Source organism: Duganella sp. AC237, from assembly GCF_979254035.1.
The window spans coordinates 2,538,453-2,550,877 of record NZ_CEEDEW010000003.1 but is presented as its reverse complement, the minus strand read 5'-3'; the positions used below and the strand labels follow the sequence as shown (position 1 = coordinate 2,550,877).

Sequence of the window (12,425 nt, the reverse complement as noted above, 5' to 3'; positions counted from 1 at the left end):
AGGTCCACCAATTCTACACGGCTTCAACCGTAGTACCAGCTGCGGGGCGATTTTCGCTGCGGCGCTGCAATCCGCGATCCGCGCCGGAGGTCTAACGGATCAGCCCGTGTAGAAAAAGTGGACCTGACCCCGGAGTTGATTATTCGAACTGTTTGCGGAAGTCGGCAAACTGGGCGCTGAGGTCGTCGAAGTCGCGCCGCAGTTGCTGCACTTCCTGCTCCAGCGCGGCGACGCGGCCGCCCGACGAGGCGGAGCTGACCGAGCCGCCCAGGCCGGCGGCCGTTTCTTCACGCGCCAGCGCGTCTTCGCCACCGAGCAACTGGCCGTAGCGCGGTTCCTTGGTGCCGGGCGCGAGGGCAAGCCTGGAGACCAGCGGCGGATATTTGTCGATCAGGAATTGCAGCGCGTTCTCGACGTCCGCCACCGATTTGAAGTCGTGCAACCGCCCCGTGCGGGTGCGGATCTCGCCCGCCGTCTGCAAGCCGCGCAGCATCAGGATCGTCAACACCGCCAGCTTGTCTTGCTCCAGCGACCATTTGATGCGCATCCGGTGTTCGTACTTGGTCACCCGCGCGCCCGCCTGCGTGATGCCGTTGACGTACTTGCGCTGCATCAGCCGCTGCAAGACCTCGGCCACCGTTTCTTCCGAGATCGACATCACCGGATCACGGCTCGACAATTGATTGCAGCCATTGACCAGCGCGTTCAGCGACAGCGGATAGTTGTCCGGCGTGAGCGCTTCCTTTTCGGCCAGCACGGCCAGCACGCGGATTTCAAACGGGTCCAGTAGTTCTGCGCCTGCGGGTGATTCCATGTCCATGATCCTTATTCGACGAGCTTGTTTAATTGGTCGGAATTCAATTTATCACATTCGGCTACTCCCTGACAGGGCAAGCCAGCCGCCTTCAGCACTGCCAGGATGCGCTCGATCTGCTGCTCCTGCTGGACGGCGTGATTGATCAGCCCGTGCAGCGCTTTCGACAGCGGATCGTCGCCGTTCGGCGTCACGCCGTAGGCCGAGAACAAATGCGCGGTGGCGCTGACCGGCGCGGCCGCTTCCTTCTGCACGATGTGCGCGGGATTGCCCACCGCCGTGGCGCCCGCCGGCACCGGCTTGAGCAGTACGGCGTTCGAGCCGACCTTGGCGTATTCGCCCACCGTGAATCCGCCCAGCACCTTGGCGCCGGCGCCGACGATGACGCCGCGCGCCAACGTCGGGTGGCGCTTGCTGCCGGTGTGCAGCGAGGTGCCGCCCAAGGTCACGCCCTGGTAGATGGTGCAGTCGTCCCCCACTTCGGCCGTCTCGCCGATGACCACGCCAAAGCCATGGTCGATGAACACGCGTCTGCCAATGGTCGCGCCCGGATGGATTTCAATCCCGGTGATGATGCGCGCCAGGTAGGCGATGAAGCGGCCCGGCCACTTCATGCCGTGCCACCAGCACCAGCTGGCCCAGCGGTGCATGACGATCGCCTGCAGGCCGGGATAGCAAGTGAGCACCTCCCACATGTTGCGGGCGGCGGGGTCGCGTTCGATGATGCTGTTGATGTCTTGTCGCAGGTGGTTGAACATAGCTGTACGGAATGACAACCGAAACGCCCATGTTAGCGTATCCGGTTGGAGGTTGCTAAGAAGCGGCAGACTTGGAGGGGGAGCTGGTGACACAGCGGCGGCCCTCGAAGCGGGCCGCCGGAACTGCTTTGCCGGGATGCTGTTTAAGCTTCCTTGGCAAGGCGCTGGCGGCGCGCTTCGTACAGACAGACGCCGGAGGCCACGGAGACGTTCAAACTTTCAACCGAACCGAACATCGGGATGCTGACCAGCATGTCGCAGGTCTCGCGCGTCAGGCGGCGCATGCCCTCGCCTTCCGAACCCATAACCAGGGCGGTCGGGCCGGTGAAGTCGGCTTCGTACAGGCCTTTTTCGCCGTCGTCGGAGGTGCCGATCAGCCAGATGTCGCGGTCCTTCAGGTCGCGCAAGGTGCGCGCCAGATTGGTGACGGTGATGTAAGGCACGGTTTCGGCCGCGCCGCTGGCGACCTTGGCGGCCGTGGCGTTCAAACCGACGGCGCGGTCCTTCGGCACGATGACCGCGTGCGCGCCGACACCGTCGGCCACGCGCAGGCAGGCGCCCAGGTTGTGCGGATCGGTGATGCCGTCGAGGACCAGCAACAACGGCGGGCCTTCGATGGCGTCGAGCAGTTCATCGAGGTTGCGCGCCAGCGCCAGCTGCGAGGCGAAGGCGATCACGCCCTGGTGGCGGCGGGTGCCGACGATCTTGTCGAGCCGTGCCGAGTCGACCGGCATGACGCGCACACCGGCCGCCTTGGCGTTGGCGACCAGATCCTTCATGCGGCGGTCGTCGCGCGTGGCGTCGATGAAAATCTCTTCCACGGATGAGGCCTCATGACGCAAACGCGAGGTCACCGCATGGAAACCAAAAATCATTTTGTTCTTCATTATTTATCGCTTCTTCTTACTTTTTGAGGCAGGCTGCGCTGCTCGGGGTGCTACCGCGGCACCCGCCGCGGCATTGGACTTGCCGCGTCCGCCCCTGGAGCGCGACGCCGGTTTGGCGGCGGGCTGGGAAGCGGACGGCTGCGGAGCGGACGACCTGGACTTGGACGGCGCCGACTTCGGCTCGCTGGTCTTGACCTCGTGGCGCTGCGACGTCGTCGGGCCCGGCTTGACGTTGCTCTTACGATCCTTGTCCTTGGCCGGTTTCTCCGGACGTGGCGGCGGCGCGTCGACGCCGGCCAGGCGCAGATCGATCTTGCGCGATTCCAGATCGACGCGGACCACTTGCACGTCGACCTTGTCGGTCAGCTGGAAGCGTTTGCCGGTGCGGTCGCCGCGCAGTTCGTGACGGGCGTCGTCGTACTGGAAGTAATCGGTGCCGAGGTCGGTGATGTGCACCATGCCTTCGACGAACAATTGATCCAGCTGCACGAAGATGCCGAAGCTGGTCACGCCGGTGATGATGCCGGTGAATTCCTCGCCCAGCTTGTCCTGCATGAAGTAGCACTTCAGCCAGGCTTCGACGTCGCGCGACGCTTCATCGGCGCGGCGCTCGTTGGCCGAGCAGTGCACGCCGAGCGCGTCCCACACGGTCAGGTCGACGGCGGCTTTTTTCTCTTTGCCGTCGGCCTTGTCCTTGGCCTGCTGCTTGCGCGTGGCGTTCGAGACATTGGTGTTGAGCACGCTGGTCGACGGGATCTTCGGCTCGTATTTTTTACCGAGCAAAATCGCCTTGATGGCGCGGTGCGTCAGCAAGTCGGGGTAGCGGCGGATCGGGCTGGTGAAGTGGGCATAGGCCTCATACGCCAGGCCGAAGTGGCCGATGTTGTCCGGCGAGTAGACCGCCTGCTGCATGGAGCGCAGCAGCATGGTTTGCAGCAGCGACGCGTCCGGACGCTCCTTGACCTGACGCATCAGCTCGGCGTAATCGCCGGCGGTCGGCTTGTCGCCGCCGTTCAAGTTCAGGTTCACCTGCTTGAGGAAGGTGCGCACCTGCTTGAGCTTTTCAGCGGTCGGGCTGGCGTGGATGCGATAAGTGCCGGGATGCTTGTGGCGGATCAGCAGGTCGGCCGCGCAGACGTTGGCGGTCAACATGCACTCTTCGATCAGCTTGTGCGCTTCGTTGCGGGTGCGCGGGATGATCTTTTCGATCTTGCCCGACGGATTGCAAACGATGTACGTTTCGGTGGTCTCGAAGTCGATCGCGCCGCGTTCGCTGCGCGCCTTCAACAAGGCCTGGTAGACGTCGTACAGGTTCAGCAGATGCGGCACGATGCCCGGACGGCGCGCCGCTTCCGGTCCCTTGGTGTTGCCGAGGATGTCGGCCACTTCGGTGTAGGTCAAGCGCGCGGCCGAGTGGATCACGGCCGGATAGAACTGGTAGGCCTTGATCTCGCCCTTGGCGGTGATGACGGCGTCGCACACCAGGGTCAAACGGTCGACCGCCGGGTTCAGCGAGCACAAGCCGTTGGAAAGTTTTTCCGGCAGCATCGGAATCACGCGGCGCGGGAAATAGACCGAGGTGCTGCGTTCGAGCGCGTCGGTGTCGAGCGCGTCGTTCGGTTTGACGTAGTGGCTGACGTCGGCGATGGCGACGATCAGGCGGAAGGCGTTGGCGCGGCCGATCTTGACCGGCTCGCAGTAGACCGCATCGTCGAAGTCGCGCGCGTCTTCGCCGTCGATGGTGACCAGCGGAATGTCGCGCAGGTCGACGCGGTCGGCCAGGTCGATCTCGCGCACCACGTCGGGCAGCTTGTTGGCCTGCTTGAGCGCGGCGTCCGAGAAGATGTGCGGCACGCCGAACTTGCGCACGGCGATTTCGATCTCCATGCCCGGATCGTCAAGCGATCCCAGCACTTCAACGATCTTGCCGACCGGCTGCTTGAAGCGCATCGGTTGCTCGGTCAGCTCAACGCTGACGACCTGCCCCGATTTCGCCTTGCCGATCGAACCTTCGATCAGGATGTCCTGGGCGATGCGCTGGTCTTCCGGCGCGACGATCCAGGTGCCGTTTTCGTTGAGCAGGCGGCCGATGACGTGCGTGTTGGCGCGCTGCACCACTTCAACGATGGTGCCTTCCGGCCGGCCGCGTCGATCGACGCCGATGACCTTGGCCAGCACGCGGTCGCCGTGCAGCACTTTCTGCATTTCTTTTTCGGGCAGGAACAGGTCTTCGCCCGGCTCGTCCGGGATGACGAAACCGAAGCCGTCGCGGTGGCTGCTGACGCGGCCGGCCACGAAGCCGGTCTCGGTCGCCAGCGAGAAGTGACCGCTGTCGTCGGCGACGATCTGGCCGTCGCGCTGCATGGCGTTGAGCCGGCGCGACAGCACGGCTTGTGCGTCTTGCGCGACTTTGAGCGACTTCGCTACTGCGAGCAGGTCAAGCGGCGCCTTGGCGCTGCGGAAGATGCCGAGAATTTCCTCCCGGCTGGGAATGGTGTGGGTAGTTTGGTTCAAAAGTATTTCTGTAGTTGTTATTGACAGTGTTCAGAGGAAATCCGGCCTGGCAAAATCGTCGGGTGCATATATATGACACGACGACAGGCGTAGTGTACTTGGAAACGCCTGGATAGCCTAATTCGCCACCCCTGTGCAGGATTTTTCAGACAGATATCGAATTTGGTGTTTGACATTGCGCAGGATTGCTCTATAATCTTGGTCTCTCGCAGCGACAATGTTGAAAAACAGAGTTTAACCGAGAAACTGCTAGACCGGGTTGATGCGCAGTATGGAACGAAAGTTCATCTGGCGCGAAACTCACCCTGTCGCTATAATACAGCAGTTGTTGTTCAGTAGTATCAGTGCCCACGTGGCGGAATTGGTAGACGCGCATGGTTCAGGTCCATGTGCCGCAAGGTGTGGGGGTTCGAGTCCCTCCGTGGGCACCACAAAATTCCGCAAAAAGCCTCCAGTTAGCCTCACGGCGCGCTGGGGGCTTTTTTCATTGCCGCGCCGGTTGCCCTCACCTTATCCATTGCAGGTTGAGGCGGACGCCGATTTCACCGAGCAACGCGTGCTCGTCGACCGGCTTGCTGAGAAACGCATCGGCGCCGGCGGCGATCGCGCGCTGTCCCTCCTCCGGCGTCGAGCTGGCCGAAGTAATCAGCACCGGCGTGCTGGCGGTGCCTGGCTCGGCGCGCAACCTGCGCGTCGTTTCAATTCCGTCCATGTCCGGCATCACCATGTCCATCAGCACCAGGTCGGGCGGATCGATTTTCGCCTGACGCAGCGCGGCGGCGCCATTGTCAGCCTCCTGCATGCGGAAACCAAGCGGCCCCAACAGATCGCGCAGGAAAGCGCGATTGGTCGCGACATCATCCACCACCAGCAAGGTTTTACGCGGCCCCAGGTAGCCACTCGGGATGTCATCGCCACCCACCGCCGGGCCGGGCGCGTCGACGACGGGCATTGGAACATCGAACCAGAAGCGGCTGCCTCGGCCCGGCATGCTCTCCACTTTCACATCGCCACCCATCTGGCGCACCAGTTGGCGGCTGATCGCCAGGCCCAGGCCGGTACCGCCGGCGCGGCGCGCGGTGTCGCCGACCTGTTCGAACGGCGCGAAAATGCTTTCCAGCAGGGAGGCGTCTATGCCCACACCCTCGTCCAGCACTTCGAAACGCAGATGGGCGGTGGCCGTGACTTTGGCGACGGCGGCAATGCCGGCCGGGCCAGATGCCGCCGCGACCACCGGGACCGGCGCGCGCACGGGTGCGGGAGAAACGCGCAGGCGCACGGCGCCGTGGTCGGTGAATTTGACGGCGTTGCCAAGCAGGTTCAACAGCACTTGGCGCAGCCGCGTTTCATCGACGCTGACCGCCATCGGCAGCCCGCCGACCAGTTCCAACTCGAAATGCAAGTGCCGCTGCTCTGCCCGCACGCGCATGATGTCGGCGACCACCGTCAACAGCTCACCCAGCCGCACCGGCTTGGGGTGGAACTCCATCTTGCCCGCCTCTACCCGCGACAGGTCCAGCACGTCGTTGATCAGCGCCAGCAGGTGGTGGCCGCCCTGATGGATCGTGCCGAGGCCGGCTTGCTGCGTCGGCGACAGGTGCTTGTCGCGCCTGAGGATTTGCGTGTAGCCCAGGATGGCGTTGAGCGGCGTGCGCAACTCGTGGCTCATTGCCGCCAGAAACGCGCTCTTGGCGCGGTTCGCCACTTCGGCGCGCTCCATCGCGGCGCGCAGGTCCTTGTTGGCTTGCAGTAGTTCGGCGTTGACGGCGGCCAGCTGGGCCGGGCTTGGTATCAGCAGCGCCACCGGCACCAGCCGCACCAGCGCGATAGCCGTCACCACCGAGGCGACCGCCGTGATCGCCTTGAGGATCACCAGCGGCACGTAGTCGGGACGCCAGACCACCCAAATCTCGGCCAGGTGCGTGCTGCCGCAAGCGAGGATGAACACGCCGAAGGCGATGAACATCCAGTTGAACGGCATGTCGCTGCGGCGGCGTATGAAGTAGATCAGGGTGATGGGGATGGTCAGATAGGCCAGTGCGATCAGCGCGTCGGCGACGACGCTGGTCCACAGGATGGACGGTATCCACAAAAAGCAGTGGCCGTGCGGCATAAATCCCTGGCTGTTAAACCAGTTGTTCAACATCTCCATTACCTGTCTCCGTTTCTTGGGCGCCGGGTGAGCAAACTGGAGCTTACGAAAGTGCGACTGAACAAGCAAGCGCGAAATCCCCTGCGCGCGGCAGGGTGTGGCGCGCGGATTTCTTTCACAAAAAAATGCTTTCTCCCTTGACTGCGGTGAGCGGCTCACTTATGATTCTGGCCTCTGTTGCAGAACACGCAGCAGCGAAGCAAGCAGTACAGTGCCCACGTGGCGGAATTGGTAGACGCGCATGGTTCAGGTCCATGTGCCGCAAGGTGTGGGGGTTCGAGTCCCTCCGTGGGCACCACAAAATTCCGCAAAAAAGCCTCCATCAGCCTCCGGGCAGATTGGAGGCTTTTTTCATTTGCGCGCCGGCTTCGGTGTCAGCACATCCGCAACTTTGAAATTTAAATAATTTCGCCCGGGCACCAGATTGCTATTGACGGGGTGCCTGCCCTCCTTTAAGATTCGGGCCTCTGTTGCAGAACACGCAGCAAGCAAGAAGCAGCAAGCAGTTCAGTGCCCACGTGGCGGAATTGGTAGACGCGCATGGTTCAGGTCCATGTGCCGCAAGGTGTGGGGGTTCGAGTCCCTCCGTGGGCACCACTCTACCGGATACGCAAAAAAGCTCCATCAGCCGAAAGGTCTGATGGAGCTTTTTTCATTCCCGCTCGGTTTTGTTGAAACCGCCACCACGCTGGGCGTTACCACCGTCCAGCTCGACTTCTAAAGTTACAGCGCCGCCTTGACGGCGTCCGCCAAAGTGATCGTCGGGCGGCCGATCAGCTTGCTCAGCGCATGGCCGCTGTCGTCCAGCGCGCCCTTGGCCGCGGCGGCGTCGGAATCTGCGATCAGGTCGGCCACCGGTGGCGGCAGGCCAACGCCAATCAACATCTCGCGGTATTCCTGCTGCGGCAAATTATGGAAAGGCACCTGCTTGCCGGCCTCGCGCGACAATTCGGCCGCCAGGTCCGCCAGCGTGAAGGCGGTGTCGCCCGCCAGTTCATACACTTGCTCGACCGGCCCCGCGCTCGACAGCACTGCCGCCGCCGCGTCCGCATAGTCCGCGCGCGCGGCGGCGGCGATGCGCCCTTCTCCCGCCGCGCCGGCCAACGCGCCGTGCGCCAGCGCGCCAGCGAGGCCGGCGGTGTAATTTTCCACATACCAGCCGTTGCGCAGCAGACTGTAAGCCAGGCCCGAGGCGCGGATCAGCGCTTCCGTTTCGCGGTGCTCGGCGGCCAGCCCCAGCTGGCTGCTATCGGCATGCAGCACGCTGGTGTAGACCAACAGCCCGGCCTTGGCGCGCGCGGCGGCATCGATGACGGCGCGGTGCTGCGGCACGCGCTGCCCCACCTCGCTCGACGAGATCAGCAGCACCTTGGTGGCGCCCACGAAGGCGTTGTCCAGCGACGCGGCATCATTGTAATCGGCGCGGCGCACTTGCACGCCCTGGGCGGCCAGGTCGGCGGCCTTGGCGACGTCGCGCACGGCGGCGACGATCTGCGCGGCGGGCGTGGTCTTCAACAAGCTGGCAATCACCAGACGGCCCAGTTGGCCGGTCGCACCAGTAACAATAATCATGACTTTTCCTTTGAGTTGAGCTCCGCAGGGACGTTCCGCGCGGTTTGGAGCATCATAAAGCCTATACTTTCGAATTGTAAGTACGTACAATTTAGTAAGTACAGATTATCAAGAATGGAAACCGCCATGACCGAGCCGAAAACCAGCAAATCCCTGCGCAACAGCCTTGCAGCGCTCAGCGACGGCCAGCGCGCCGAAGTGCTCGCCGCCGATTGCCCGTCGCGCGCCGTGCTGGCCCACATCACCAGCCGCTGGGGCGTGCTGGTGCTGGTGGTGCTGCTCGACGGCACCCACCGCTTCAGCCAGCTGCGGCGCGCGATTGGTGGCGTCAGCGAGAAAATGCTGGCGCAAACGCTGGACGCGCTGGCCTACGACGGCCTGGTGCTGCGCGTGGCACAACAGGTATTGCCGCCGCACGTGGAGTACAGCCTGACCCCGCTGGGACGCGAGGCGGCCGAGCGGCTGGAGGTGCTGGTCGACTGGATCGAGGATAACTTCCCACAAATCAAACAGGCGCAGGAGGCGGCCACGGTTGCGGTGGCATAAACGCTGGCGGGTCCCACCCATCTTGTAATACACTCGTTTTTACCTCCGCCTTGCGGAACCGGACCCACACCATGATGCCGCCGTTCTCACCCGATCAGCCGCACACGATACTGATTGCCACCAGCTCGGCGTACGACCACGTCACGCTCGGCAAAACGCTGGGCAGGTACGGCTACGACGTGCGCGCGGTCAGCCGCGGCGACGAGGCGCTGGCCGAGGCGGACGCCGGCGGCGTCGTCCTGGCCGTGCTGGACGCGGCACTGGCCGGCAGCGCCGGCCTGGAGCTTTGCCAGCGCCTGCAGCAGGTGTGCGGTCGGAATTTGCCCATCTATGTGTTGTCGAGCTCGCCCAGCGAGGACGAACACGAGCGCGCCCGGGCGGCCGGCGCCGACGCTTATCTGCCGCTCGGCCTCAACGCCGACGACCTGGCCGAAAAAATCCTGCTGCGCTTGAAGGTGATCCAGCCGGCGCCGGTCGCGGCGGACCTGCCCGCCATGTCCACGCTGGAGGTCAACTACCATGCCATGCTGTCCGGCTCGCCGGACGCCATCTTGCTGCTGCAACGCGGCAATTACCGCATCCTGGACGTCAACCGCCGCACGCGCGAACTGTTCGGACTGACCGCAACCGAATTGGTGCAAGCGCACTTCCTGTCGCTGTGTCCGCCAGCGCAGCCGGACGGGCGCGCCTCGTCACAGGTATTCGAGGCGCACGTCGAGCAAGTCATGGCCGGCGGCGTGCAGGTGTTCGAACTGACCATGCGGCACAGCCTGGGCCGCGCCGTGTGTTGCGAACTGCGCATGGTGCCGCTCAACTCCGGGCCACACCGGCTGATGCACGTGCGGGTGGTCGATGTCACGCGGCGCAAGCTGGCCGACGCGCTGCGCGACGGCAAGAACCGCCTGCTGGAGATGATCGCCCGCGCCGCGCCGCTGCGCGAGATTCTCAACCGCCTGATGCTGCTGATCGAATCGCAGTCCGAGAACGTGATGTGCACGGCGATGCTGCTGGCGCCGGACGGCGTCACCGTCCAGGTCGGCGCCGGTCCGAACATGCCGCCGGACTACCTGGCCGCCCTCGAAGGCTTGTCGATCGGCCCGGTGGCCGGCTCCTGCGGCACCGCCATCCACCGCAAGCAAACGGTGGTGGTGGCCGACATCATGAACGACCCGCTGTGGGCCGACTACAAGGCGGTGGCCGCCCAATACGGGCTGCGCGCCTGCTGGTCGGTGCCGATCATGCTCGACAGGGATACCGTGCTCGGTTCGCTCGCGATGTACTACCGCGAGGTGCGCACGCCCAGCCCCGAGGATTTGAGCCTGATCGGCGCTGCCACCTATATTGCCGGCATCGCCATCGTCCGCACCCGCCGCGAAGAAGAACTGCGGCGCCACCGCGAGCACCTGGAGGAACTGGTGGCGGCGCGCACGGCCGAGCTGTTGCAGGCCAAGGAGGACGCCGAGCACATCAACGAAGAGCTGAGCACCGCGCTCGACAACCTCAGCCTGACGCAGGACGAGCTGGTGCGGCGCGACAAGCTCGCGGCGCTGGGCGCGCTGGTGGCCGGCGTGGCGCACGAGCTGAACACGCCGATCGGCAACAGCTTGGTGATGGCCAGCAGCATGAGCGAGCGCACGGCGGAACTGCGGCGCGACCTGGACAGCGGCCTGCGCCGCTCGGTGCTGGAGAGCTATCTGAACCAGGCCGCCAGCGCCGACGAGGTGGTGGTGCGCAACCTCACCCGCGCGGCGGCGCTGGTGGCCAGCTTCAAGCACATCGCCGTCGACAGCGCCAGTTCGCAGCGGGCCCGCTTCGTGCTGGGCGACCCGATTTCGCAACTGCTGCAACCGCTCGACGCCGGCCTGCGCCAGCACGGCCTGACCTTGGAAGAGAATGTCGACCACATGCTGGAAATGGACAGCTATCCGGGTCCGCTGAGCCAGGCGCTGCACAATCTGATCGAAAACAGTATCGTGCACGGCTTCGACGGCCGCACCTCCGGGACGATCATGCTGTCGGCCCGCGACGGCGGCAACGGCGAGCTCGTCATCGAAGTCAGCGACACCGGCGCCGGCATTCCGGCCGCCAATTTGCCGCGCATCTACGACCCCTTCTTCACCACCCGGCTCGGCTCCGGCGGCTCCGGGCTGGGCCTGTACATCACCCACAACATCGTCACCGGCGTGCTGGGCGGACGCATCGACGCCAGCAGCGCCGAGGGCGAAGGCGCGCGCTTCACCCTGCGCCTGCCGAAGGTGGCGCCGCTGTGAACTCCACCGCACGATGTCGGATCGACATGCATCGCCACCGGCGCCGATTTGCTGTACGCTCAAAGCATGACAATATCAATACGCGTGTCGCCGTCCTGCTGACACTGTTGCTGTGCTGCGGCCAGCTCAGCGCCGGTCCGGCGCCCTGGTGGCAGTACCGCAGCAAAATCGACGGCAAGCTGGCGTGTTCGCAAACCCCGCTCGGCGCCGGCTGGGAGAAGGCTGCGGGACCGTACAAAGATAGCCGTTGCGAAAAGTTAGTTCTTGCTAAATAATGGACCCACAACAACACGGGAGAACCCCGGGGCATTACATACCATCATCATCATGAGGAGACTGTATGTTTACGAATCCCGAGCAATTTGCCAACGCGACCAAAGCCCTGTTTGAATTCCAACTCGAAACATTTAACGCGCTCACCAGCAAAGCCGTGCAAGGCGTCGAGCAGGTGGTCGCGCTGAACATGGCCACCGCCAAGTCGCAGATGGAGGAAGGCCTGGCCACCGGCAGGGAAATGAGCCAGGCGGCCGATCCGAAAGCGGCGATGACTTTGGCCGCCGCCAAGCTGCAGCCGGGCGTCGCCGGCGCCAACGCCTACAACCAGCAGCTGGGCGTGATCATCGCCGAGATCCGCGAAGAATTCACCCGCGCCGCCGACGCCCACGTGGCCGAAGCCAAGAGCAATCTGAGCGCGCTGATCTACGACGTCACCAAAAACGTCCGTCCCGGCTCCGAAAACGCGGTGCAGATCGTCAAAACGGCCATCGACAACGCCTTCAACGGCTACGAGCAGGTCACCAAAGCCACCAAGCAGGCGGTACAGTCGGTAGAGGCGCAAATCGCCAAAGCCAGCGAAATGGTGGAAAAAAACACCCCCGCCGCCAAGCAAGCCTGATCGGTTTGATTCCAATT

Annotated in this window: 10 protein-coding genes and 3 tRNA genes; 7 read left to right on the top strand and 6 right to left on the bottom strand. The window is 63.9% G+C overall.

All coding sequences use genetic code 11. From position 1 onward, the window contains the following. Window positions 1-139: 139 nt before the first annotated feature. The 4 genes from AC0IYS_RS11740 to rnr form a co-directional block, all read right to left on the bottom strand. Window positions 140-814 carry a YceH family protein gene (locus tag AC0IYS_RS11740; protein WP_471705303.1) on the bottom strand — a complete coding sequence of 225 codons (675 nt, stop codon included), beginning with the start codon at window positions 812-814 and terminating at the stop codon, window positions 140-142. A gap of 11 nt (window positions 815-825) precedes the next feature. Then, entirely contained in the window at window positions 826-1,572 is a 747-nt protein-coding gene (gene cysE, locus AC0IYS_RS11735; RefSeq protein WP_471705302.1) for a serine O-acetyltransferase, read from the bottom strand. Window positions 1,573-1,715: 143 nt separating this feature from the next. Continuing rightward, window positions 1,716-2,459 carry a 23S rRNA (guanosine(2251)-2'-O)-methyltransferase RlmB gene (gene rlmB / locus AC0IYS_RS11730; RefSeq protein WP_209718812.1) on the bottom strand — a complete coding sequence of 248 codons (744 nt, stop codon included), beginning with the start codon at window positions 2,457-2,459 and terminating at the stop codon, window positions 1,716-1,718. 3 nt (window positions 2,460-2,462) lie between these two features. Beyond that, a complete protein-coding gene (gene rnr / locus AC0IYS_RS11725; RefSeq protein ID WP_471705301.1) occupies window positions 2,463-4,973 on the bottom strand; it encodes a ribonuclease R in 2,511 nt (836 codons plus the stop codon). Between the two features lie 346 nt (window positions 4,974-5,319). On the opposite strand from rnr, the gene AC0IYS_RS11720 reads away from it, so the two are divergent. Then, a tRNA-Leu gene (locus AC0IYS_RS11720) sits at window positions 5,320-5,404 on the top strand. Between the two features lie 74 nt (window positions 5,405-5,478). On the opposite strand, the gene AC0IYS_RS11715 is transcribed toward AC0IYS_RS11720, so the two are convergent. Beyond that, window positions 5,479-7,125 carry an ATP-binding protein gene (locus AC0IYS_RS11715; protein ID WP_471705300.1) on the bottom strand — a complete coding sequence of 549 codons (1,647 nt, stop codon included), beginning with the start codon at window positions 7,123-7,125 and terminating at the stop codon, window positions 5,479-5,481. A gap of 213 nt (window positions 7,126-7,338) precedes the next feature. Between AC0IYS_RS11715 and AC0IYS_RS11710 the strand changes: the two genes are divergently transcribed. Further along, window positions 7,339-7,423 (top strand) — tRNA-Leu (locus AC0IYS_RS11710). A 214-nt stretch (window positions 7,424-7,637) separates the two neighbouring features. Further along, window positions 7,638-7,722: transfer RNA gene (locus tag AC0IYS_RS11705), tRNA-Leu, on the top strand. Window positions 7,723-7,848: 126 nt separating this feature from the next. Here AC0IYS_RS11705 and AC0IYS_RS11700 read toward each other — a convergent pair. Then, window positions 7,849-8,697 (bottom strand): NmrA family NAD(P)-binding protein, encoded by an 849-nt coding sequence (locus AC0IYS_RS11700; protein ID WP_471705299.1) that lies wholly within the window; start codon window positions 8,695-8,697, stop codon window positions 7,849-7,851. Window positions 8,698-8,823: 126 nt separating this feature from the next. Between AC0IYS_RS11700 and AC0IYS_RS11695 the strand changes: the two genes are divergently transcribed. From AC0IYS_RS11695 to AC0IYS_RS11680, 4 genes are all read left to right on the top strand, one after another. Further along, window positions 8,824-9,243, top strand: coding sequence for a winged helix-turn-helix transcriptional regulator (locus AC0IYS_RS11695; protein ID WP_471705298.1), 420 nt, complete (start codon window positions 8,824-8,826; stop codon window positions 9,241-9,243). A gap of 71 nt (window positions 9,244-9,314) precedes the next feature. Beyond that, window positions 9,315-11,513 carry an ATP-binding protein gene (locus AC0IYS_RS11690; protein ID WP_471705297.1) on the top strand — a complete coding sequence of 733 codons (2,199 nt, stop codon included), beginning with the start codon at window positions 9,315-9,317 and terminating at the stop codon, window positions 11,511-11,513. Further along, on the top strand, window positions 11,510-11,788 hold the full coding sequence (locus AC0IYS_RS11685; protein ID WP_471705296.1) for a hypothetical protein: 279 nt from the start codon (window positions 11,510-11,512) through the stop codon (window positions 11,786-11,788). The genes AC0IYS_RS11690 and AC0IYS_RS11685 overlap by 4 nt, the downstream gene beginning before the upstream one ends. Window positions 11,789-11,853: 65 nt before the next feature. After that, entirely contained in the window at window positions 11,854-12,408 is a 555-nt protein-coding gene (locus AC0IYS_RS11680) for a phasin family protein (RefSeq protein WP_471705295.1), read from the top strand. The last annotated feature ends 17 nt before the right edge of the window (window positions 12,409-12,425 follow it).

What these genes read in the sequence shown, in the direction of transcription:
- AC0IYS_RS11690 (WP_471705297.1), top strand. Translation starts at nt 9,315, where the DNA reads ATGATGCCGCCGTTCTCACCCGATCAGCCGCACACGATACTGATTGCC.
- AC0IYS_RS11680 (WP_471705295.1), top strand. Translation starts at nt 11,854, where the DNA reads ATGTTTACGAATCCCGAGCAATTTGCCAACGCGACCAAAGCCCTGTTT.
- rlmB (WP_209718812.1), bottom strand. Translation starts at nt 2,459, where the DNA reads ATGAAGAACAAAATGATTTTTGGTTTCCATGCGGTGACCTCGCGTTTG.
- cysE (WP_471705302.1), bottom strand. Translation starts at nt 1,572, where the DNA reads ATGTTCAACCACCTGCGACAAGACATCAACAGCATCATCGAACGCGAC.
- AC0IYS_RS11695 (WP_471705298.1), top strand. Translation starts at nt 8,824, where the DNA reads ATGACCGAGCCGAAAACCAGCAAATCCCTGCGCAACAGCCTTGCAGCG.
- AC0IYS_RS11700 (WP_471705299.1), bottom strand. Translation starts at nt 8,697, where the DNA reads ATGATTATTGTTACTGGTGCGACCGGCCAACTGGGCCGTCTGGTGATT.
- AC0IYS_RS11715 (WP_471705300.1), bottom strand. Translation starts at nt 7,125, where the DNA reads ATGGAGATGTTGAACAACTGGTTTAACAGCCAGGGATTTATGCCGCAC.
- AC0IYS_RS11740 (WP_471705303.1), bottom strand. Translation starts at nt 814, where the DNA reads ATGGAATCACCCGCAGGCGCAGAACTACTGGACCCGTTTGAAATCCGC.